Annotated in this window: 20 protein-coding genes and 1 riboswitch; of the genes, 1 reads left to right on the top strand and 19 read right to left on the bottom strand. The window is 47.7% G+C overall.

Annotation, left to right across the window (positions count from 1 at the left end):
• Positions 1-17: 17 nt before the first annotated feature.
• From BM358_RS05150 to BM358_RS05195, 10 genes are all read right to left on the bottom strand, one after another.
• Positions 18-827, bottom strand: a complete 810-nt coding sequence (locus BM358_RS05150) for a WecB/TagA/CpsF family glycosyltransferase (protein WP_028543099.1) — start codon at positions 825-827, stop codon at positions 18-20.
• Complete coding sequence (locus tag BM358_RS05155; protein WP_028543100.1) at positions 805-2,046, bottom strand: glycosyltransferase family 4 protein; 1,242 nt, start codon at positions 2,044-2,046, stop codon at positions 805-807. Before BM358_RS05155 ends, BM358_RS05150 begins: the two co-directional genes overlap by 23 nt.
• The gene (locus tag BM358_RS05160; RefSeq protein WP_028543101.1) at positions 2,043-3,284 is read right to left on the bottom strand and encodes a glycosyltransferase family 4 protein; all 1,242 of its coding nucleotides are present in this window, start codon (positions 3,282-3,284) and stop codon (positions 2,043-2,045) included. Before BM358_RS05160 ends, BM358_RS05155 begins: the two co-directional genes overlap by 4 nt.
• Before the next feature lie 698 nt (positions 3,285-3,982).
• Positions 3,983-5,245 (bottom strand): hypothetical protein, encoded by a 1,263-nt coding sequence (locus BM358_RS05165; RefSeq protein ID WP_028543102.1) that lies wholly within the window; start codon positions 5,243-5,245, stop codon positions 3,983-3,985.
• A complete protein-coding gene (locus BM358_RS05170; RefSeq protein ID WP_028543103.1) occupies positions 5,232-6,575 on the bottom strand; it encodes a flippase in 1,344 nt (447 codons plus the stop codon). Before BM358_RS05170 ends, BM358_RS05165 begins: the two co-directional genes overlap by 14 nt.
• A gap of 77 nt (positions 6,576-6,652) precedes the next feature.
• Positions 6,653-7,642 carry a GDP-mannose 4,6-dehydratase gene (gene gmd, locus BM358_RS05175; protein ID WP_023987436.1) on the bottom strand — a complete coding sequence of 330 codons (990 nt, stop codon included), beginning with the start codon at positions 7,640-7,642 and terminating at the stop codon, positions 6,653-6,655.
• 21 nt (positions 7,643-7,663) lie between these two features.
• Entirely contained in the window at positions 7,664-8,602 is a 939-nt protein-coding gene (locus BM358_RS05180) for a GDP-L-fucose synthase (protein WP_023987435.1), read from the bottom strand.
• 36 nt (positions 8,603-8,638) lie between these two features.
• Positions 8,639-9,337: a sugar transferase gene (locus BM358_RS05185; protein ID WP_028543104.1), complete on the bottom strand. Its 699-nt coding sequence runs from the start codon at positions 9,335-9,337 to the stop codon at positions 8,639-8,641.
• A gap of 85 nt (positions 9,338-9,422) precedes the next feature.
• Positions 9,423-10,109 (bottom strand): CpsD/CapB family tyrosine-protein kinase, encoded by a 687-nt coding sequence (locus BM358_RS05190; RefSeq protein WP_023987433.1) that lies wholly within the window; start codon positions 10,107-10,109, stop codon positions 9,423-9,425.
• Positions 10,090-10,839, bottom strand: coding sequence for a YveK family protein (locus BM358_RS05195; RefSeq protein ID WP_023987432.1), 750 nt, complete (start codon positions 10,837-10,839; stop codon positions 10,090-10,092). Before BM358_RS05195 ends, BM358_RS05190 begins: the two co-directional genes overlap by 20 nt.
• 327 nt (positions 10,840-11,166) lie before the next feature.
• Here BM358_RS05195 and BM358_RS05200 point away from each other — a divergent pair, with 327 nt between their 5' ends.
• The gene (locus BM358_RS05200) at positions 11,167-11,535 is read left to right on the top strand and encodes a helix-turn-helix domain-containing protein (protein WP_023987431.1); all 369 of its coding nucleotides are present in this window, start codon (positions 11,167-11,169) and stop codon (positions 11,533-11,535) included.
• Between the two features lie 53 nt (positions 11,536-11,588).
• Here BM358_RS05200 and BM358_RS05205 read toward each other — a convergent pair whose 3' ends face one another.
• The 9 genes from BM358_RS05205 to BM358_RS05245 all read right to left on the bottom strand — a co-directional run bounded on the left by BM358_RS05205 (position 11,589) and on the right by BM358_RS05245 (position 23,914).
• Positions 11,589-11,771: a hypothetical protein gene (locus tag BM358_RS05205; RefSeq protein WP_025720481.1), complete on the bottom strand. Its 183-nt coding sequence runs from the start codon at positions 11,769-11,771 to the stop codon at positions 11,589-11,591.
• A 311-nt stretch (positions 11,772-12,082) separates the two neighbouring features.
• Positions 12,083-14,377: a PD-(D/E)XK nuclease family protein gene (locus BM358_RS05210; protein ID WP_028543105.1), complete on the bottom strand. Its 2,295-nt coding sequence runs from the start codon at positions 14,375-14,377 to the stop codon at positions 12,083-12,085.
• A 48-nt stretch (positions 14,378-14,425) separates the two neighbouring features.
• Positions 14,426-16,006: a glycosyl hydrolase gene (locus BM358_RS05215; RefSeq protein WP_028543106.1), complete on the bottom strand. Its 1,581-nt coding sequence runs from the start codon at positions 16,004-16,006 to the stop codon at positions 14,426-14,428.
• Between the two features lie 13 nt (positions 16,007-16,019).
• Positions 16,020-16,100: riboswitch (cyclic di-GMP riboswitch) on the bottom strand.
• Positions 16,101-16,255: 155 nt separating this feature from the next.
• The gene (locus tag BM358_RS05220) at positions 16,256-17,632 is read right to left on the bottom strand and encodes a sugar phosphate nucleotidyltransferase (protein WP_013309163.1); all 1,377 of its coding nucleotides are present in this window, start codon (positions 17,630-17,632) and stop codon (positions 16,256-16,258) included.
• A gap of 660 nt (positions 17,633-18,292) precedes the next feature.
• The gene (locus BM358_RS05225; RefSeq protein WP_028543107.1) at positions 18,293-19,621 is read right to left on the bottom strand and encodes a UDP-glucose dehydrogenase family protein; all 1,329 of its coding nucleotides are present in this window, start codon (positions 19,619-19,621) and stop codon (positions 18,293-18,295) included.
• A 5-nt stretch (positions 19,622-19,626) separates the two neighbouring features.
• On the bottom strand, positions 19,627-20,727 hold the full coding sequence (locus BM358_RS05230; protein ID WP_023987424.1) for a glycosyltransferase: 1,101 nt from the start codon (positions 20,725-20,727) through the stop codon (positions 19,627-19,629).
• A gap of 28 nt (positions 20,728-20,755) precedes the next feature.
• Positions 20,756-21,904, bottom strand: a complete 1,149-nt coding sequence (locus tag BM358_RS05235; protein WP_028543108.1) for a glycosyltransferase family 4 protein — start codon at positions 21,902-21,904, stop codon at positions 20,756-20,758.
• Positions 21,901-23,088 carry a glycosyltransferase family 4 protein gene (locus BM358_RS05240; RefSeq protein WP_023987422.1) on the bottom strand — a complete coding sequence of 396 codons (1,188 nt, stop codon included), beginning with the start codon at positions 23,086-23,088 and terminating at the stop codon, positions 21,901-21,903. The genes BM358_RS05235 and BM358_RS05240 overlap by 4 nt, the downstream gene beginning before the upstream one ends.
• Positions 23,075-23,914, bottom strand: a complete 840-nt coding sequence (locus BM358_RS05245; RefSeq protein ID WP_023987421.1) for a glycosyltransferase family 2 protein — start codon at positions 23,912-23,914, stop codon at positions 23,075-23,077. The genes BM358_RS05240 and BM358_RS05245 overlap by 14 nt, the downstream gene beginning before the upstream one ends.
• Between the last annotated feature and the right edge of the window lie 10 nt (positions 23,915-23,924).

Below are 23,924 nucleotides of genomic sequence, written 5' to 3' on the forward strand. Positions count from 1 at the left end.
TCCTGCTTTTACCGACTTCACTTCTCTATATCTCTTCCTGCAAGCCGATTATGATAAAGCGTAAGCCGTTTGTTTTGCCGATAAGATTTTAGAAAACGGTATACATACATCGGATTGTTATAGGCATACCTCTTCCATAATCGCTTCGGTTCACAGATCAGACGGTACAGCCACTCCAGCCCCAGCTTTTGTATCGCTAGTGGCGGTCTACGAACCTTTCCAGTGATATAGTCAAAGGCCGCCCCTACTCCAATCATCACGCCATGAATGCGGTCTTTGTTTCGATGCATCCATATTTCCTGCTTCGGGCAGCCTAAGCTGACGAATATGATATGCGCGCCGGACGCATTGATTTCATCAATGATCCGCTCCTCCTCATCTGGGTGAAGCTCACGAAATGGTGGTGAAAAGCTGCCCGCGATGCGGATTCCGGGGTAATCCTGTTCTACTCTTTCTTTTAAGCTATCCAGCGTATCCGGCGTACTGCCGTAAAAATATATACTCACCTTCGTCTGTGGCGCACGTTCGCACAACTTGAGCATCAGACTGGGACCATCTACCCGATCCTGACGCTCAAATCCGTACAGCTTAAGCGCCCATACCAACGGCATACCATCCGGAGTACACAAATCGGCTTGAGTGAGCGCTTCGTGGAACTCGGAATGATTCCCGGCTGTGACAATGGAATGCGTGTTGCAAATACAAACATAGCCGTCCTTTCGTTCGACTGCCCATTGTTCCAGCATGTGTACCGTCTCCTGAAACGTAAGTGCTGCAATATCTGCATCCGCAATCCTTCCGACTCTATATTGGGGCAGCTGCTTCATAATCACGCTCCTCCATCGCCTCGCTATATATCGCCATCAGCTGCTTCACATTCACTTCTTCCGTATAGCGTGCAGCGTAGTTTTCCGACACCTTCTGTCTCATAGCTGCATAGTTTTCATAAGCTACTGCACAGCGAATCACAGTCTTTATATTTTCCAAATCATCATGTTGAAAATGGAAACCCGTCACCCCGTCCTCCACGACTTCCTCCAGTGCGCCGAGCCGGCTGCATAATACCGGGGTTCCAACAGAAAAAGACTCTACAATGGTCATGGGAAATCCTTCATACCAAATGGAAGGTACCATGACATACATGGCCCGGCTCATGCAATCCAGTACCGTGTCTCCATCCTGCTTACCGAGAAACCGAACATCTTCCTGCGGATAAGCAGCGGCCAATTCAGCCTTTTCCGGACCATCCCCAATGATGACCAGTCTAAATCCCCCCCGATCTTCCAACTGTGACCAGGCTTGCAGCAGATTGCGAACCCCTTTTTCAGCAGAAATCCGCCCCACGAACAACAAATAACGATCATTCGGGTCATACTGGGTTTTCACTTTTTTATGATGGATAAAATTCGGCTTTACCGCGATACGATCCAGCGGAATACCGCTTTCGGCAAATTTGCCCCGTGCAAACTCCGTCAGCGCAATATAGCGACTTACCTTGTGCTGCCATGTGCCGATCAGATCGTTGAACTTAATCATCGCCGCCACCGGAATCGTCTGAAGCTGTGAACCTCGATAGCATCCATGACGGATGGAGTGCAGCAGCGTGCCGTGCAGACATTTTTCACAAACCTTATTCCCTCGCATAAAGGTTGCCGCCGGACAAATCAGCCTGTAATTATGCAGTGTCTGGACAACCGGAATCCCCAGCCGTTCACAAGCATGATAGACCGAAGGAGATATAACTGGGAAAAAATTATGCACATGCACCACATCCGGCTTCACCTGTAAAAGCAGCTTCTTAATTCTTTTGAATTCCGGCAGGGACCATGCCGCCTCTACTGCCAGCTTTGCCATGTTCGCTAGCCCTCTGCTTTGAATGCTGTCGTTGTGCACATAGTAATGCTCTGTCTCTATTCCTCTGGAACGCAGCATAGCCGATTCTTGCTCGACAACCTTGTCTTCTCCCCCGCTTTGCTGATAAAAGTTATGGATGATCAGCACCTTGCTTACAGGAGGGTTCATCTGTCTGCTGACCTGTTGGCTCACGTGGCTGCCCCTCTTTCCTGCGTTGATTGCATAACGTGGTTAGAATTCCCGGGCTTGATCCCTTGATGGCTTACTATTTCATCCGCAATGCGATCCCACGACATACGCTCGACCGTAAGGAAGGCCTTCTCCGCCATACTTCGTCTCAGCTCAGCATTATCCAGCAAAGCGCCTATCCGACCAGACCATTCCTCTTCTGAAAAGCTTCTCAGCATGACTCCGCTCACTCCGTCCTCAATCAAGGTAATCGAGCCCCCGTTTACCGAAGAGATAATCGGGACGCGAAACAGCATGCTTTCCAGCAGCACCATACCAAAAATATCGTATTGGGTCGGAAACAGCATCACATCCGCCGCTCCATAAACCTGCCACAGATGACGTTGCTCCACTCTTGAAAAATGTATAATACTGTCCGTTATTCCCAGTTCATGAGCATATGTCCAATAGCGGTCTGTGTCCGTCTTCCGTCCATTCCCGACCATTAACAAAAGGCAGCTAGGATGCTTTTGGAGTACCCTTTTGAACGTACTCAGCATAAAACGTATATTTCTCCGTTCCTCCAGTACACCAACATACAGTAGCACCGGACGATCTCCGATTCGACGCAGCTCATTCGCGACCTCACGGTTTTCCTCACGTTCTCCGCTTATGTCTTCACTGTTGTTACTGGTGTTACTGGTGTCACTGTCGAATGCTCTCTCTACTTTACTGCGATCCAGTCCGACCCCAATCGTAACCACGTTGTCAAAACCTTTTTTCTCCAAATAGCACTTGGCAAGATCGGATTTGACATAGGTACGGCGTAGAGATTTTGCTACCTTCGGCAGCAGCATAATATCGTACAGTTTGCGGATCAGCGCGTGCGTGTTATCCCGGTATGGGCCGTGATACAACGCCAGCTTATCAGGGCATTTGCGGGAAAGCAGATAGGTCATGATCTGGTTGTATTCTGTAGTAATGACCAGACCATAAGCATCCAGAAAAGAATCTTTGAGAACATCTCTGTAGATGCTGTTGCTTAAGAACTTAAACCCGTGGAGCCAGATAATACGCAGGGTGCATCCTTCGTGACGGTAGACCTGTTCCAGATGGGTTTCCTTACGATCGTTGTAGTAAACAATATCGCAATCATAGCCTTTTCGAACGAGTGCTTTGCCCAAACCGACTTCCTGTAAATTGTATGAGTCCCCGTTCACCTTGCTAGCAAAATTGCGGAGATACAATATTTTTTGAATCATCATCAGGGCTCCTGCCATTTCATATTGGGTGAGTTATGGAGCACGGAGGGTTCAGAGAACGCTGCGCGTTCCATTTGATCTTCCGATCGCTGTTGCAGTGGGATTCCTGGATATATAAAACATTCCGATGTAAGAATCCCACTGCAAAGGCGAACGCTAGCGCTTCTTCAGATTCAAATGGAACGCTCCGCTGCTGACCGCCGTTTCCATAAAGTCACCCCATTTAAAAAAGGGAATGCTGGGCATGAAGTGCCTTCGCTGCGCGGATATACGCGAGCGAATGCATGCAGCCGTTGACTACGCTAACTTGTATACCGGTCACATAGCGATAAACGATTGAACAGCATAGAGCTACTACCACTGGGCTGACACAAGACCTTAACGATGACTAGATTGTCGCCTGCTAAAAGATTGCTATCCACCAAACGCTGTCACCCTGACAGAGAACGGTACAGAGCATTAATTTCGCCGGCATGCATGCCCGACGAGAAGTTCGCGGCGATAGGGCGAAGCTATCGCCAGGCAGTTCTTACCTCCCCCACCTTATGGGCTGGGGGAAATTCTTTTTGGCTGCGGTGGGTAGCGGAGGGTAAGGGTTTGAATCTGAAGAAGCGAAGCGGTCGCCTTTGACGAGGGATTCCGCCCTCTGTAGGGCTTTATTCAAACAAAGGAATCCCACGTCAACAGCGATCGGAAGATCAAACCCGTCCCGAAGCGGCCTTTCCCCTCCAACTTGAATGTTCACGCTGCCTTTCCTCCATCATCTGCATATTAAAATGGTCTGCCCCTTTGAGCTGGGCAGCTGCCATATCCGCCACTAAAGTCACACTCGATTCCATCGGCACAAAGCGGTATTTGTAGGCCGTAAGCCGATGATCGGTTTCGTGAAATAAAATATCCTGAGCGTAATTCCCCCATCGGTCCTTGGGCATCAAATCAATGGTCATGCCAGCATGCGCAGAGGGCAGCAGCATATTAGAGCCGTGGATGCCGATCACTAATCGGCTGGCTGCGTATACCTCGCAGACCCGCAGCTCACTTTCCCGGTCAAAGCGTGTGACACGCTCATCAGAAATCCATGCCGGGAAGCTCCCGGTACGCCCAAGTCCAGCGACTGTAAAACGATGATCTGGGAAGCTTTCTCTCAGCCTGCGGAACAGTCGTATGATTTTACTGCGCTGATGATAAATTAGCGGTTTTAGCCCACGTTTGAGCTGCGGAAATTTCTGTACCGCTCTTGCGATATGATGGCTGCCGCTCCACAAGCGGTCTTCCCTCCATACAAAGGTAATGCGCGGCTCCGACTCACGCCCCTCGTCATAGCGGGAGACACCTGTAAACTGCTCAATATCAAACTGATTGGGATGTGAATATGCCGGGCTGACATACACCTCATCAAAACGCATCAGTTCCTCAATCATCCGATGATGTAGTACAGGATAAAAGTTTCGTGCCTTGCTGAACGGCACATCAACCATCCAAATTTCAGACACATATGCTGGCACCATCCATTCCAGCGACTTTTGCACAATGACGATGATGCCCAGGTCCGGCGATTGCTCGTATTCGCGTTGCACATTGAGCAGCTTGAGCAAAGCATGGCCATACAAATAATCCATTGTGTTGATGATAATCACACGTGTAGAAGCTTTCATTTTATGCACAGTCATGCCGACTGCTAAGTCATAGGAAGGATTCATCAACGATTGCCGCAAAGGCTCTCCGAGCCATTTTCTCGACTTCGCATCACCGGTCAGAATATAGTCAGGCATTTCTACACGATAAGGTGAATACGTGGCATGACCGACCCTCATGTCCTCGAGATATTCGCGTCCGCACCCCTCACACGCAGTGCTGACACATACATGGATTCCCTGCCACAGCACCTCTCCACCACGTACCTTACTTCCACAATGCGGGCACTGTTCCTCATGCCGAACAAACGGTTTAATGGGTATCATGATTGTTCTCTCCAACTTTCGGTACTGTAATATGAACACGCCAGAAGGTCAGGATGGACTTCATCATCCAACCCAAATTAGATTTAACTTCCTTAAATAGCAAATCTAATAGAAATACAGATATCGTAAAGGACAAGATCGTCGCCACTAACGACCCTCGGACACCAAGCAACGGGATTAGCGCGTAATTGAAAGCGATATTCGTGACCGCCCCCACCACCGAGGTCAGCAGCGTGTATCTGAACAAATTTTCATTGGTAATAAACAAGCTTTTAGCAACACTGAAGTTAGTGAAAAACAGACGAATCGCAAACAGAGACAACAGCGAACCTGCTTCGGTAAATTCTTTCCCATACAGCACAACCACTACCCATTGGGATAGAAAAAATAAAGGTACCGAGGTCACAAGAAAGCATATAAACATCAGGCGATACACCGTAGACAATGTCTGTCTGTATTCGTCGCTTCCTTTCTGCTTGGAGCGGGTTACTACTGGAGCATAGGCCGTTGTCAGAACAACCGGAATGAAGCCCAGCACTTCGATGAGTCGGAGTGCAACGGAGTATTGCCCAACCGCAGCGTTCCCCAGCAGTTCACCGATAATGACTTGATCGATCCGTGCCTGTACATATACAGCGGAAGATGACAGTATAAGCGGCCAGCTGTGATTCATAATTCGCCGAGCTGTGGCTAAGCGGAACGTCCATCGCTTCACACGTCGTCCTTCCTTACGGAAGAAATACAGCAGCAGCAGGCTCCCCAATAGAAACTCTCCATGAGCACACAACGCCACCACCCATATCGGAACACCGGACAACAACAGAATGATTTTGATGGTGGAGCCGAGAACAAAGGCGGTATTCTTGGCAACGACCGTGTATTTGGACAGCATCTGCGCACGAAACCAGTAGTCGATGATATCAAACAATTGAAATACCGAGGCCGTAGCCAAGATCAGATTGATCAACCGCACCGAACTGTCTTCCGGTCTGAGCAGTGAAATGAAAGAATAGGACAGTACAATGGCCATCAAAGTACCTACCAATTTCAGCAGAACCGCCGTACCCAATAGCTCATGCTCATCCTTGGGGTCTTTGACAAGATCGCGTACTAATATAGAATCAAAGCCAAGGGTCGTGAAAATCAGAAACATCCCGAAAAAGGATTCCGCATAATTCCACTTTCCCAGTTCCTCTGGTCCCAACACTCTCGCCATGATGATGCTGACTGCCAGGCCGAACACCATGCGAATCATTTTGTCACCGAACAGCCATGATGTATTCACCAGCAAACTTCTGCGCGGTTTGGCGCGTTTTTCGACTAATGTCATAGGTTTTACTCCATCTTGAAAAATGACCTTGCGTACAGCGAAGAGACCCCCGCCCAGGCGGATGGCCTCTCCATCTCTTACACGACGACAGAAGCTTCAACTGCAGCCTGCCTTTTTACCCGCTCCAAGTCTGTATCCACCATCATATGAATGAGCTGCTCGAAGCCTACTTCCAATCGCCAGCCCAGCTTTTCTTTCGCCTTGGCACAATCGCCGAGCAATAGATCTACCTCTGCCGGACGGACAAATTGAGGATCGATCACGACGTAATCCTCATAATTTAGGCCTACATGGGAAAAGGCAATTTGCAGCAGTTCACGCACAGAATGCATTTCTCCCGTGGAAATGACGTAATCATCCGGTTGATCCTGCTGAAGCATCAGCCACATCGCCTTTACATAATCCCCTGCAAAACCCCAGTCTCGCAGTGAATCCAAATTTCCCATGCGCAGCTCCTGCTGCAACCCCAACTTGATGCGAGCTACCGCATCCGACACCTTACGCGTTACAAATTCCAGTCCTCGGCGTGGGGATTCGTGATTGAACAAAATGCCAGAGCAAGCAAACATATTAAAGCTTTCGCGATAGTTCACTGTAATCCAATGGCCGTATACTTTGGCGACACCGTAGGGACTACGTGGGTAAAACGGAGTCGTTTCTGTCTGCGGTGTCTCCAGCACCTTACCGAACATCTCGCTGCTTGACGCCTGATAAAAGCGCGCTTCCGGTTTGGCAATTCGAACCGCCTCCAGCATATTGGTGACAGACAGCGCTGTAATCTGACCTGTAGCCAACGGCTGCGGCCATGAGGCCGCTACGAAGGATTGAGCAGCCAAGTTGTAGACCTCATCCGGGTCGGACTGACGGACGGCTTCGATCAATGAAGCCAGATCAGTCATATCACCGGAAAGCCAGTGGATGTCATTCTGGATATGCGCTACATTTTCAAAGTTCGGTGTGCTGGTTCGTCTGCGCACCCCGTACACCTCATAATCCTTGGACAGCAGCAACTCAGCCAGATAGGACCCGTCTTGTCCGGTAATCCCTGTGATCAGCGCTTTTTTCATTCCCATTCCCCCACCGTTTTTTTATTGTTCAACCAGATCCAGACCTTGAAATGCCTGATACACAGACTTTAATCCCTCTTCTAGTGAAATACGCGCCGACCAACCCAGCTCGGAAATTCGGGATACATCTACCAACTTACGCGGCGTTCCATCAGGAGCGGAGGTGTTAAAGGTAATTTCTCCCTCATAGTCGACTACATTCTTCACTCGTTCAGCCAGCTCACGAATAGAGATATCCTCACCTACGCCGATATTTACAATTTCATTTCCCTCATAATTGTTCATCAGGAACAGACAGGCTTCAGCCAAATCATCAGAATGAAGAAATTCTCGCCGCGGCGTACCTGAGCCCCATACTTCGACAGTCGGGGATTGATTCAGCTTGGCTTCATGAAACTTGCGGATGAGCGCAGGCAGCACATGAGAGGTCTGGAGATCAAAGTTGTCGCCCGGACCGTATAAATTCGTCGGCATCACAGAAATAAACCGGGTTCCATACTGACGGTTGTAAGACTGACACATTTTAATCCCGGCAATTTTAGCAATTGCATAGGCCTCATTAGTAGGCTCCAGTTCACCTGTAAGCAGATATTCTTCCCGCAACGGCTGCGGAGCAAATTTAGGATAGATACAAGTAGAGCCGAGGAATAACAGCTTGCCTACATTCGCCCGGTATGCCGCATCAATCACATTCGTTTGTATAAGCAGATTGTCACGGATAAAATCAGCCGGATATTCGTTATTCGCCAAAATCCCACCAACCTTGGCCGCTGCCAGAAATACATAATCCACAGGCTCTGTTTCAAAAAAATGATCTACTGCCTCTTTATTGCGTAGATCCAGCTCACGGCTTGTGCGAGTAATAATATGACGGTAACCCGCATCCTGAAGCGCTCGGACAATAGCGGAACCCACCAGTCCGTTATGCCCTGCTACATATATGTTGGAATGAAGATCCATACTTATCCCCTACCTTCTTCGTGAAAATGAAAGACTTTAATACGCATCCTTGGAGCCTAGCAGCACACGAAATGTTTTCAGCATAATGATCATATCTGTGCGGAAACTGCGTCTGGATATGTACTCCAAATCCAGTTCTACCATCTGGTTAAAGCTTAGATGATTACGACCGCTGATCTGCCATAGACCAGTGCAGCCCGGTGTAACCGTCAGACGCAGCTTATCCCTCACTGTGTAATCATGGACTTCTCTTGGCAATGGGGGTCTGGGTCCTACCAGACTCATCTGCCCACGTAGTACATTGAACAGTTGTGGCAGCTCGTCGATGCTCGTTCTGCGAAGAAAGCGACCCACACGGGTAATTCGGGGATCGTCCCGCATTTTGAACATCGCACCCTCAATTTCATTTTCCACCAGCAGTGCAGACAATCTGGCTTCGGCATCAGACACCATAGAACGAAATTTGATCATGCGAAACGGCCGCTCGTTTTTTCCAATACGTACTTGATAAAATATTGCACTGCCTTTTGGGTCCTCCAGCTTAATCAGCAAAACGACAAGCAGAAATACCGGGCATAGCACGATGATTCCAATGAAAGACAATATAATATCCATGCTTCGCTTCACGAACGGGTATACGTTCCATCCTTGCCGCCGTTCAAGCCCATGAGCAACCGAATAAACATCCACTGACGCGCCCAGCACTTCGGCCTCGTTCGAGCGGGAAGAAGACACGTCTCATCACCTCGCTCCTTATTGATAAGTATTATTTATACATTGTTAAAAGAATTTTATATACTATCATTTTCCTCCTTTTTATTCATGTCAGATTGCGTTCCTCCATCCCCCGCTCGGCGCGGGTATTCGAACGCTTCACATTATTAAGTACTACACCCAGAATGCGCGCCTTTACTCTTTCCAAATTCGCTTTTGCTTTCTTGACGATATCCTTTTTGACTTTCCCTGCCTGCACCACCAGAATGACTCCGTCACACATAGCGCTTATAATTAAGCCATCCGGAAAGGACAGCAACGGCGGCGTATCCATTAAGATCACGTCATAATGTTCTTTTAGGTCAACCAGCAGAGCATTCATTCTGCGGGAACTGAGCATCTCGGACGGATTGGGCGGGTTCGGTCCGGCTGTAATTGCATGCAGATGGTCAATCCCGGTTTCCTGAACCACATCCTGCCATGCCTGTTGATTGGCAAGCACCCGTGTCAGCCCCGTGTGATTACGCAAACCAAACATATGGTGCAAAGAGGAACGACGCAGATCCATATCCATAATCAGCACCTTTTTCCCCTCTTGCGCATAGGTTACAGCCAAATTGCTAATCGTGACCGTTCTACCTTCACCCGCCTGAGCGGACGCCACCATCATAACCTCAATCGGCTCGTCTATAGAAGAAAACTGGATGTTAGTACGAAGCATGCGGTACTCCTCCGAAACGGAAGACTGAGCATGTAGGGATGTAACGAGCTGATTATTGATTAATCGCGGCATATTGCCCTTCACCTACCTGTTTAGGAGTTGTAGTGGAGCTGTCGGAGCGTTTATCTTCTTTTTTCATTTTCGTAATCAGGGATAGGGTAGGCAGACCGAGTTCTTTTTCAATATCCTCTTCATTCTTAAATGTATCATCCAGTACCTCCAGCAAAAACGCCAAGCCTATTCCCAACAATAAAGAGGTGGCAAAAGCAATAAATATCTGTATAGCGGGATTACTGTTCACGGGAACTGCTGGATCATTCAGACTGGCTTCGCTTAGGATGGTGACATTGTCCATTTTCATGATAGAGGGGATTTGCCGTTTGAATACTTTGGCTACCGCATTGACGGTTTTCACAGCCTTCGTATACGATAAATCGCGGATTGTTACATCCATGACCTGTGAATCACCTGCGGTGTTCACTCTTAATTTTGACGCCAAAGCTGACGGAGTGACCTTAAGGTCGGGGAAGCTGGCGACCACCTGATCCATAATCGCCGAGGAGATCATAATTTGCTTATAGGAGTTCGTTAAGGCTATATTCGTTTGAACTACACTGTAATCAACGACACCTGCACGATCCGGTCGTGGCGTCTGGTTGATAATGAGCTTTGCGGTAGCTTCGTAAATCTGCGGGGTAAAATATACATTTTTTATGCCCACTACAGTACATACCAGCAATACGATGCTACCAATCAACCACATTCTTTTACGGATCAAACGGATGTACTCTTTCAACTGCACAAGACCAGTCCTCCCTGATTGACTTGTTTTCGATGCAATAACGCTTGTACTGATCCTCTGCATAACGGGGAAAAGAACGATGCATGACCCTCTAATCTATAGTAAAATGTTGTATAATAGCGCATAGAAGGTCCAGCCAGCGAATAAGCACAAAATGCTCAATCATCGGTGGCCTCTTAGGGTATATAAACGAAGACATAAGTGAAAACTATGAAATAAAGATACGTTATGTAACTTACATAACTAATTTATGATACAAAACGTATCTTGTCAAGCGTAAAATTGCTTTTTTACCTTTCTTAACCTTGCCTTCAGGAGGAAAAACAGATGAATTATGGCACCCGCATCGCTGAATTACGAGAACATAAGGGATTAAAACAAGAGGAGCTAGCGCAATCCCTCGGAATTACGCGGGCAGCTCTTTCTCACTATGAAAAAAATAGGCGCAAGCCAGATTTTGAGATCCTGACCAAGCTCGCTGATATTTTTGGGGTAACGATTGACTACTTGGTGGGACGTACGAGCCATCCGGCGGCAATATTGGATTCAGATGTGAGGGAATTTGTGGACCAGCTTGAACTGTCCGACGAGGATATTCTGCGACGTTTCAACCTGACCATTGACGGACGCACCTTGTCTGAGGAAGAAGCCAAACGTTTTATTGCATTTGTCCGAATGGAACGAATGATGGAATAAAGAACGCGGCCGACTGCCTTACGTCTCGCTCAAGTAAGACCAGCCGTTGGAATTTACACGCGCTTGTCCTTCCGGTATGTGGTTCCATCAGCGTCGCTTTCTAGCCATTCTGGTATCGTGATACCACATTGGAGCAAAATGTCCCGGATGTCCAAGTGGATGGCAGCTTTGTCTGCTTTCTGTACGTTGTTTCGAAAAAGAGGGTTGTTCACCCCTAATTCTGTCTCCTTGTTCATTCAGCACTAACCTCGCTTTATTATTCTTGGTCACCGGAAAGAGATTTCCCACAAACCATGTATGTATAGTCATGAACAAAACTATTATATATGAATACATACCTGCAATGTTGTCGTCTTATGACGAGAATATAAAAGGATTTTCTTATTTTTTTCTTCATTATACGTAAAGTATTGGCAAATCAGAACGATTTTCCAACAAAAAAGAACCTGTCAGGTCCTATTTTCTCCTGATAGGTTCTTTTTTGTTTTATTTCGAAATGATGTTAGGTATTCGTTATCTAAGGTCCTATATACATTCCGATCTGATATTAAGCGACCTCGGCTGCCTGGGAAACCTGAGTGCCTCCGGTCGCCCGAACTTTGTAGACATAGTGACCTCCGGCTTTTACCGTCCGATCTGTATACGTGCTTCCCGCTACTTGCGAGGCAATCACCTGATAAGCCCCGTCGGTCCCGTCAGCACGCAGCACATCATAGGAAGATACGCCTTCTGCCTGAAGCCAATTAATCTTTACTGCCCCATCCTGAACAGAGGCTGCCTTCACCCCTGTTGGAGCTGAAGCTGCGGTTTGATCTGTACTTTTTAATTCCAAAATATATTGTACCGCTTCACCAGGACCCAGCTTTTCTTCAAAATCAAGGGCAGGAGAAGCCTTGAGTCCTGATATGGAACGTTGTGCCTGACTGTAAGTAGAACCCGCTCCAAAACGTTCACCCGTGTACAAACCGGCTTTCGGCATCGTTACCCGTACACGAACTGTCTGCGTGGTAGCTTCGAAATTCACTAGATTCACCAGCAATTTGTCTGAAGTAGCGCCGCTACCTGCCAGCGGTTTAAGCTTGGACGTATCCACCGCACGAACATACACCATCTTATCCTTGGTATCCTCTGGATTCAGCACTGTATAAGTCAGAGGTTTTCCATGGGTGGCATAGGCTAAGCTCAAGCGTCTCATGATCTTAACGCGGGTGTCCTGCCCTTGCCCAAACGGATAAATTTCTGTGTTGGCCGGATTATGACTTTGCAGATCGAAGCCTGTTTTAAACAGCGTATAATCTTTATAAAAAGCAGCGTGCTGGATAAACATATCGGCAAACCCAATTTGCGAACGCATAATCCGGTCGAATGCGGCTGCTTGTGGCTGACTAGCCCCGTAATCTGGATTGTCTCGATGCGTATCATTGGTACCGAACTCCGTATTCAGCATCTTTTTCGCCAGTCCATTGCTCGAACCGCCGAAGGTTTTCAAATTTTGGACGAAGCTACCCCCGCCCTCTTCATTATACGATTCACCATAGGCGTGTCCATTGGTCAGATCGGTGACTTCCTCCAGCTGTTTACGTTGCGCCGGGTCCCGTTCCCATCCATCTGGGTCACCGCATTTTTGCGTACCTCCGGTTTGATTTTTGCATGCCTTAGTAGAGTACGTTGGCCAGTAGGCCCAGCCCGGTGCTACGGTTTTGAGATGCGGTGCCAATTGCTTGCCTTCTGTATTCAACCACTTGGCCACAGCCAGATTTACCGCCTTGGAGCGATTAAATAATCCAGGTTCATTATCTACTTCATAATATTGAAGATAAGAACCGTATTTTTTTACATAATCGCGCAACTTTTGCTTGGCCGTCTCTGGTAGAGAACCATCTTTTTGCAGCTTAATATCACCTGTATATAAATACAAAGCAGACGATTGCATATTATACTGCTTTAACGTTTGATAGTAATCATCCACGTCTGTACAGGCCTTGCCCACATTACTGGCACAGGTGACCCTCATGACGTTGCCACTATAAGCAATGCCCAGCCACTTGAGAACGTATGGTAAATGCTTAACTGCACCCTGATCATAATAAAATTCTTTATTGTTCACATTTGTTCCGGTCAGTATATATTTACCGTGTACCGGTTCGGTCGCAGGTGAAGCTAACGTCTCCAAGCTCAAGTCATCCCAAGTCCACCACACATTTTTATCTTCTGCAGAGGAGCAGTATAGGCAGCGCGCTGTCTTTAGCTTGAGTACGTTAACACCGCTTTGCAATTGCTCTTTGGGTATATACAGCTCGTAGTTGTTTTTGAAATTATAAGTACTCCCAGTACCGGAAACCCCGGCAATCTGAATAATACCGGACAGCTGATGATTTGAAAATACAGCCATTTGCGGGACTGCTTTGCCCGCATCCAAAATCCGAACACGGAATATCATACCATTGGGAGGAATCTGATTCAGCTTATACTGGAGTGTCAGTTCAGGGTTCGTGGACGCATTCAAACCGGGAGGAATATCTCCACTGCTGAGCAATACCGGAACTGTTGTACTCTCTGCTTCCGACAATGCTGACAATGATCCTTTAGCAGACGATTCGGTAGAGGCAGCTGCTGTAGAAATATCGATATTATCCCTACCGACCACACCTTTGAATTCCGCTGAAGAGTCATCCCTCTGACCCAGCTTCCATACTGGACTGGCAGCCGCTACTTTATCCGTCTGCAATTCTGCGCTTCTTGAAGGCGTGTATATAAACCAAGCGATCATCGCTATAGCTACGACCGCTAGTAGTCCAGATAAAACTACTGAATACCTATGGGATAACCATTTTTTTATCATATGATCCACCCTCTCTCCTCAAATTTTTTGACCGGGAAAGAGTATCAATCAAGGAAGAAACAAAGCGTTTCCGGGAATCACCGCTTTCGCTTCATGCTGACTTTCCCACATTAGACGTGCCATCGCGTCGCCTTTTTCATCATAGTATTCCACTTTTAAATCTACCATTTTGCCTGCTTCCAAAGTAATACTACCTTTACGCTCTGTCCAGCTTTGTTTGAACCAGCTGTCAATAACCAACTTGCCGTCTACCCATACACGGATACCGTCATCGGATATCGTTGTGAACGTATATGTCTCGCTATATTGCGGTTTGATTTTACCCGTCCAGCGAACCGAGAACTGATCGGCATTCACCTTTGGATCAGCTGCATTGGCACGCCAGTTGTAGTCCAGCTTGCTATCTGTACGGATCAAAGCAGGACTTCCGCTCAAATTCATATTGTTAAAATATTCGCCCTGCAGCCCGTTCACATATACCCCATCAGGAACGGAAGGAGGAGCCGGAGTCGGAGCCGGGATAGGCTCACTTTGCCCCTCGTCCGGTAAGGTCGGTACGTCTGTCCCAGGTTGTTCGATTGCTGCCAGCCCATTTTTCACATCATCCCGCGTCAAACTCTTCGAATCATTCATATAATCCTGAATTTGATTTGTTGTGTTATTCTCAGTCAGCATCTTGCCCCAAGTCATGGAATATACCCATTTAGGTTGAGCCTGCAATACCTCAGAACTAGGCATCTCACCGTGCTCCCCAATGGCAATCGGCTTATTCCGTGCCAGCCCGAGCAGACCTTCGTAATGACTTTGCTTAAAATCATTGTTGTAAATGTCTACTGCCAAAATGTCCACTTTGTCATCCCCCGGGTATTTTGGGGTATACGGGACAGTATACGAATTGGGCGCATTCGGACTCCATACCCACAGCAGATTGTTCAATTGATGTGTGTTTGTAAAACGGTCATACATGATATTCCATAGCTGATTGAAATTAGTTTTGTTTCCCCACCAGAACCAGTCACCATTCATTTCGTGGTAAGGTCTCCACAAAACCGGAACCCCTGCATCACGAAGCTGCTTTAACGATACAGCGACCTTATCCAGATCGGCAATGAGGAGGTTATACTGCGCAGTACCTGGAGTCACGTATTTGTTGAACTCTGCCTGACTTACTTTCGCCTGTACATTGGCCCAAGTCAGTGGCCTACCTGGTAGCGCTTCATGAAAAGTCATCGTCACAATTCCACCGGATCTGTCCCAACGGATAGCACTATCGACGACATTTTTACGTTGTGCTGCTTCCGTAGCGTCAGATTGACCAGAGATAGCTCCCATCTCATAGCCGTGTACACCAACATATGCCTGACTGATTTTTTGGACCTTGTTACTTAATTCATCTGGACTTTCCAAATAATCATGCTGACCGGTGACTATTTTTTTCCCTGAGATGTTGAGTAAATAATTGTATAGTTCACGGGCCTGAGTAGAAGCGTCCGAATTAACAGGTTGTAATGAAGCGGCATTCGCCACCGACAGAGAATCTCCAAAACCGACGGGCAACAATGAAAAAAGCATAACAACAGGGAGTACATGACGTATCAGTCGATACAGAGGAATAAAATTGAATCTCACTTTCGCTCTTCCTTTCGGTAGCCAGGCTGCCATCCTTGTGGAAGGCCCTTTAGCTTTGCGTACCTGCCTTTCGACAGGGCTGCGTTTATCGTTGGAAGGAGTTTGGATTCCTTCTTACCCTAAGTATCGACTTTTTTTTACCAAAATTTAATAGGTCATGTTCATGAATTTACAGGTTTTCGCCCAATTTCGACAGTTTAGGCTATGAATTTTCATGAATTCGTCTTTTTTTCGTTTTTACGAAAATAATTAGGAGATAAATTGGTGACGGGAAATTTCATTCCAATCCATACAAAAGCGGACAATATCCTCTTCAACCAACTCAGAGCCAGTCTGCACCTCAATAAAATCCACATCGGTCACTGCCAAAATGCTATGCTTCGTCCCTTCAGGGATACGTACTACGTCACCAGCCTTCACTTTGTGCAGCTTCTCATTCAAAATAATTTCCGCTTCACCGCTAATAATGGTCCAGATTTCACTTCGTTTGAAATGAAGCTGGTAGCTGATATTTTTGCCTTTCCGTACGCGGATTCGTTTGGTCAATACCTCGTTACCCTCGTCATACTTGACATAATCCACAACCCGATACTGTCCCCAACGACGTTCTTCATACATTGGACGCTGATCATGAGCCTTGAGCACTTCCTTAATACGAGGACTTTCTGCCTTATTGGTCACAAGAATGCCATCCGGGCTAGCGGCTACGATCAGATCATTCGTTCCAATGATCGCCACAGGAATGTCTAACTCGTTAATAAGGCTCGTATTGACGCAATCCTCCGTTACTACACCTCTGCCCACTTGTTGATTAGACATTTCTTCTGTGAGCGTATTCCAGGTACCCAAATCCTTCCAAAAACCATCATACGGAAGAACTACGATGTCCTTTTCCTTCTCGACTACTTCATAGTCAAAGCTGATTTTTTCCAGAGATGCGTATTGCTTTTGCATTTCTTCATAATTAAGCGGCAACCCCTTGGATGCCAAGATATCCAGCAAATAACTTAATTTGAATGCAAAAACCCCGCAGTTCCATAGAGCATTGCGTTCAATCAGACGCTCCGCCTGCTCCCGGTCGGGTTTCTCTTGAAAATGGCTCACTTCACGGTAGCCTGTGCTACCTTGAGTGGCATCGTTTTTCGGAATAATGTAACCATATTTCTCTGAAGGATAGGAAGGGACAACCCCGATTAAAGCAAGCTTGCCTTCACTCTCCTGAAGCGTATGTTCCAGCTGGGCTACGGAAGCGAAGAAAGCATCCTCAACATAAGGATCTACAGGCAATATTGCTATAATTTCATCAGGTGAAACACCTGCAATGGAATATAGATAAGTCGCTGTCAGCGCAATCGCAGGAAAGGTGTCTCTGCGTTCCGGCTCAACAATAATGCGCGTATTCGGCCCGACCTGACTCTGGATCATTTCGACCTGTGCTCTCCCTGTCGCAATAAACGAGGATTCTGATAATCCGTTGTCTCCCAATTGTCTCCATACCCGCTGTACCATGGATTCCGAAATCCCCTCCGGGCTCTCCAGTACCTTCAAAAATTGTTTGGAACGGGAATCGTTGGACAAAGGCCATAATCTTTTACCGGAACCACCAGACAAAAGTACGAGCTTCATAACTCTCCACTTCCTCTCTATATTGGTTGGATGATCGTTCTGATGATGAGTTGACTACCCGCTACGGTATGAATTTAATCTTATGATCGCTGTTGGACCGGGATTCACTCGATTATATAAAATCGTATATAGGTTTGAATCCCACAAAGCTTATGCTTCCGATGCGAGCTTTCCTTTGGAAAGCTTTCAGGCGAACGCTCCGCTTCTCCAGATTCAAATCCATCCCTGCGCTACTCAAAAATGCATCATGACGATCATACCGTTTATTGCAAAAGGCACGACCGGACATTATTAAGTCCAGTCAGCCTGTAAAATCTCACGCTTGGCGTTTACCTGCCTTGCTTCACAGGAGCGGCGCCGCGGTACAGCCGCATGGCGCTTTGATCGGAAGGAGCGGCATCAACCGCGCCGCTCCTTCCGATACGCCCTTCCTACTCCCACCCCATAAGGTGGTAGTTTAAAAACTGTGACTCTATGCTGGAAAAGCAGCGGAGCGGTCCATTTGAATCTGGAGAAGCGCTAGCGTTCGCCTTTGCAGTGGGATTCTTACCTTGGAATGTTTTATATAATCCAAAGAATCCCACTGCAACAGCGATCGGAAGATCGAATGGAACGCGCAGCGCCTCCAACCCGCCACAGTCACTTTTTAATCTGTCACTTTTAAACCTCTACCTTATCCCGATTCCACCCACTCATCCGCGGACGACCCACGGAGTAGTATTCCAGCCCGGAGCCTTGGATCTGTTCCTCACCGAATACGTTACGACCGTCAATGAGAACCGGTTTGTGCAGAATGGAGGCCAGTTGTACGAGATCAACTTTTTTGAACTCTTCCCAATCGGTCAACAGGCACACAGCGTCGCTACCTTCAGCGGCTTGCTGTGGGGACAAGCACCATACAATATTCGGGTGATCCACGCGCTCCTTGAATTTATCCATCGCAATAGGATCATACAGCTTGACAATAGCGCCTGCCTGAATGAGCGTTTCTACGATTTCCAGTGCTGGAGCTTCGCGGATGTCATCTGTATTGGGCTTGAAGGCGAGGCCCCAAATGCCAATGGACACACCGTTCAGTTGACCCAGCGATTCGCGCAGCTTGGATACAATCATAAAGCGCTGGTCGGTATTCACCTCGACCACCGATTTCAACAACTTAAATTCATAGTCTACATTACCTGCAATTTGGATAAGCGCATTTGTGTCTTTTGGAAAGCAAGAGCCACCATACCCGATCCCTGCTTGTAGGAAAGAGGAGCCAATCCGTTTGTCCATACCCATACCGTCAGCCACACAGGTTACATCGGCGCCAACCTTTTCGCAAATATTAGCGATTTCGTTAATGAACGAAATTTTAGTTGCCAGAAACGCATTGGACGCGTATTTGATCATTTCAGCACTACGGATATCCGTCACATAGATTTTATCCGTGAAGACCTGATGCAGAGTGACCATGGTTTCACGCAATCCTGTATTGTCCAAACCAATAATGATGCGATCCGGATGAAGCGTATCATTGATGGCTGAGCCTTCTCTCAGAAACTCCGGCGCGGAGACGATATCGAAAGACAAGCTCGTGTGGCGAGCCAATACGTCCTTAATCTTTTCGTTCGTTCCGACAGGTACAGTACTCTTGGTCATAATAATCTTATACCCGTTCATGGCTTTCCCAACATCAGCGGCCGCCTGTTCAATGTACGACAAATTCGCCTCGCCGTTAGCCAGAGAAGGCGTACCTACCGCCAAAATTACGATATCCGAGCGGCGTACCGCATCGGCCAAATCCGAGGTGAACTCCAACCGGCCCGCTTCCAGATTCAACGCGATCAATTCCTCAATACCCGGTTCATAAATCGGAGATTCTGCCCGGTTCAACATGTCGATTTTGTGCTGCTCCAGATCGACACAAATCACCTCATTACCTTTTTGCGCAAAACATACACCCGAGACGAGCCCAACGTATCCAGTACCGATTACAGCCAGCTTCATTCCGTTCATCCTCCTTTTAGAAAGTTCACATAGGCTTGTTCTACATACTTTTTTAATTGATCCTTGAAGTTTTCTTCATCAAATTTGCGGGCATGGGTAATGATATCGTCCACATTCCATGCATGTTGCTCAACCTTTTCGACGGCCTCCAGCACATCCTCTACTTGATGCTTGCGGAAAAATACGCCGTTCACATGAGGAACAATCGTATCCAGCGCTCCCCCACCCTGAAAAGCGATGACAGGCCGTCCGGCCGCATTCGCCTCCAAAGGCGTAATACCGAAGTCCTCTTCACCAGGAAAAACGAGCGCTCGGCATTCTGCCATCAGCTTGTTAACCTCTTCATCCTCAAGCCTGCCGAGGAACTCAATGTTCGGAGCAGCCATACCTTCGAGTCGTTTACGGTCCGGTCCTTCACCCACAATGCGCAGCTTGAGACCGTTACGTTTGAATGCTTCGATCGCGAGATCGATGCGCTTGTAGGACACCAATCGGGATACGATCAGGTAATAGTCACCGATGTTTGTAGCGCGTTTAAAACGGGATGTATTAATAGGTGGGAAAATCACATCCGAATCCCTTTGGTAATAGTGCAAAATTCTTCGTTTAACAACCGAAGAGTTGGCAACAAACTGGTCTACGTTGCGAGAAGTTTTGGCATCCCATGTTTTCAACCGGTTCATGTACAGCTTGAGCATGTTTTTGAGCAGGTTGGATTTGGACTGCCGGGCCATATATGTATCGTAATCCCAGGCAAACCGCATCGGTGTGTGACAATAACAAATGTGAAACGTATGTTTGGGTACCTGGATGCTTTTCATAAATGCACTACTGGAGCTTAAAACAATGTCGAAATCCCTAAAATCAAAATCACGGATAGCAATGGGATACAGCGGCAGCACTCCTTTGAAGTTGTCCTTCACCCCTGGGACTTTTTGTAGCCAAGTGGCTCTAATATCCGCATCCTTCAAGTTACGCGACAGGCGGTCGTCGCTGAACACCGTTGTGAAGATAGGAGCCTCCGGATACATATCGTGGAATACCTCTACTACCCTTTCCGCTCCGCCCATTTGGATTAAGTAATCGTGTGCTATCGCTATTTTCATCTGAATCATCCTTTAACGCGAATGTCGGTCAGACTCCTGCCAACAAACCCTTATAGTAATGAACTATATCCTTAACTGTGTTCTCGATGACAAAATGCTTTTTGACCCGTTCCATCCCTCTCTCACCCATCTGCTGACGTTCTTGTGGATGCTCCAACATCCAGCGGATGGCTTCTTCCAGCTTAGCCGGATCACCCGGTTCAATAAGCAGCCCGGTTTCATGGGGTACCACCGTTTCCTTGGGTCCACCCTCATTGGAAGCAATCACTGGGAGACCCGCAGCCATGCCTTCAATAATGACCTGACCGAATGGTTCTGGTGTAATAGAGGTATGAATCAGCAAATCACAACGCTGCATCAGGCCTTGAATGTCATCGACGTGTCCCAGCAGATTGACGTTAGCCAACCCGTATTCGCGCATCGTGGACTCTAATCGTTGCTTGTATTCCTCTTCTCCGAACAACGCATCTCCAGCCAGCCAGAATTTCACGCGCTGATCCGGTAAAAAGGAGCGTGCCGCTTCCAGTAAAATATGCTGTCCCTTCCATTCCGCCAATCTGCCGACCAATACGACGTTAAACGAGTCATCACCACGTGAATCCGCAGCCGTGTCACGTGCTGTAATTGCTTTGGCAAAAGCAGAGTAAACGACGAGCGTCTTTTTGTCCGGGGGTAACTCCAACGCACTCAGCGTGGATTTGGAATTTGCAATCACTCCGTTGGGCAAAAAGCGGGACATCAGCCGAATCCCTTTGGCCACAATCGGCTTCAGATACGGCGGACCGATGTGGTCACGGATATGCCAGATCAAGGGCAGCTTCGCCGATTTGGCGGCTACTGTACCATACAGTGCAGACTTGAGCGAGTTCGTGTGAACGCACACGACCTTTTCCTCACGCAGCAAGGGCGCAAGTTTTCTACCGTAAGCCAGCAAACGAAAAGCTGCTGCAGGCGCACCTAGATTCACGGCATTCCGTCCCCGATTGCGAATCGAATCGTCCAATGGAACGATGCGCACATCAATATCACGCTGCCGAAGCCGATCTGCTAAATCGCCCTCCTCTGCCAAAATAACGAGCGGGTCGATATGTTCCCCGATATTCGTCAGTATGTTATACAAAGCGACTTCGCCGCCGCTCCATCTTGCCGTATGGTCAATATAAGCTACTCTCATCATTTCGCCGCCGCCTTTCTATCAAGGACCTGTCGGAACACCTCTTCCACCTGCTCCGCTACATGTCCCCATGTATATCTGCTCAGGACATGGTCCCGGCATTCCCTTGCATTCGGTAGAAGTTCACGATGATCCAGCACACGCAGCAACCCTTCAGCAATGGCTTCACTATCCGTTCCCTTGAACAAAAGCTCGGGACGGAATCCTCTTAAAATCTCCTTATTGCCACCCACAGGAGTCGCCAGCACCGGCAGTCCCGAGGCCATCGCCTCCACTGTGATCAGACCGAAACCTTCCAGTGCCTGTGTAGGTACAACGAACAAATTCGATGCTTGGTGGTACAGTGGAAGCTCCTCATCTGACACATAACCGAGCAGCCTTACATGGTTATGAAGATTGTATTCCGCCACCTTGGAAGCCAATTCCTCCATCAAGGGGCCCTTCCCTCCAATCAGCAACACATGATCAGGATGACGCTCGGTTACTCGTCGCCATGCTTCCAGTAGCTGTAGCAGTCCCATTCGATTAACAAGACGACGAACGGTGAGCACAATCGTCGCATTTTGCGGCAAATTCAGGCGCTTCCGCACCGCTTCTTGATCCTCTGCCGGGTGGAACCTTTCTACATTCGCCGCACCAGGAATAACATGAATTTTGCTGAGTGGAACCTTATAGTGCTCATGCAAAATATCCCGAAAGGTTTCGCTTAGCACTATAAATTTATCCGCCAATCCGTAGGCCTTCATTTCAATGGATTTAGCCAATGTCGTTTTTAGCAAATGCTTGATGCCCTGTCCTTCAATCTTCATTTCCTCCGTCCACGGTCCGTGAAAGGTGGTAACTACCGGAATTCCTCTTTTTTTCGCCTCCAGCGCCGGTCCGACACCATAGGGAGCAAAATGGGAATACAGTACATCCGTCGGTTGCTTGTCAAACAGCTCTGCTGCATATTTTTGCATTAGCTCTCGACGCTTCCACATGGATTGCTGCTTGCTGCCAATCGAATGAATCCGAATACGGTCGGGCGCCTGCGGCTGCTCGTCACTACAGATTAGAGCATCCAGCGTATTGCGCTCTAACGTAAGCTGCTCACAGATGGATTTGAAATATGTGTTGAGGCCTCCTGGCTGCAAGGACGGCCAGCTAAGCCCCGTTGCCGCAATACGAAATCCGTTATTGTACGACATAGCTGGTTTCTCCTTTCTGCTCGGTATGTCCGTCATCCACGATTTCTATCTTTTTTCGCCGCTTGGTTAGCTCATAATGCTTGAAGCAGACGAGAAACTCATACATCACCCAGAATACTGCTACGGCAAAACCCGCCAATCCCTTGCGGTATAAGCCTTGGACAAAATACTTCTGCACAAAGCGGGCAGGAGGCCGCCACAACAGTCTGGTAATCCGAAAGGATCTTCCTTTGTTAAATGCCGTCTCTGCTTCCAGATCTGTATATTTGTTAAAACGGGTCATATGATCACTGATGCTGCGGAAGCCGTAGTGCCATAACACGCCCTCCAGATTGACAATCTGGGAAGAGGCTACATCCGGCATTTCATGAACAAGACTATTCGTAATGCCATAAATACGCCGATTGTACAAACGAACCAGGTATTCGCCTTTGTTCATCCATTTGCCGAGAAAATCTCCAATCCGGAATACGGAATATGCTTTGGCCGGATCGTGGAGCGTTTCCTTTACTTTCAACAAGTCTCCAAGCAACTCTGCATCCACTACTTCGTCCGTATCAATCAGGAATATCCAATCAAATTCCGCTTTTTCAACACCAAACATGCGCTGTTTGGCATAACCGGGCCACGGGTTGGAAAACACCCGACAGCCCAAGGATTCAGCTACCTGAATCGTATTGTCCTTGCTCCCTCCGTCAATGACGACGATATCGTCCGCAAAGGGCTTGCAGGATTTAATGGCGGCTGTGATTCGAGTGCCATCATCCTGAGCGATAATAACTACGGATATCCGGTTGTCCGCGGGAACGCTAGACATGTGGTTCATTAGCGGGTGC

The sequence above is a fragment of the Paenibacillus sp. cl130 genome (assembly GCF_900116035.1).
In the GTDB taxonomy this organism is placed as follows: Bacteria; Bacillota; Bacilli; order Paenibacillales; family Paenibacillaceae; genus Paenibacillus; species Paenibacillus polymyxa_B.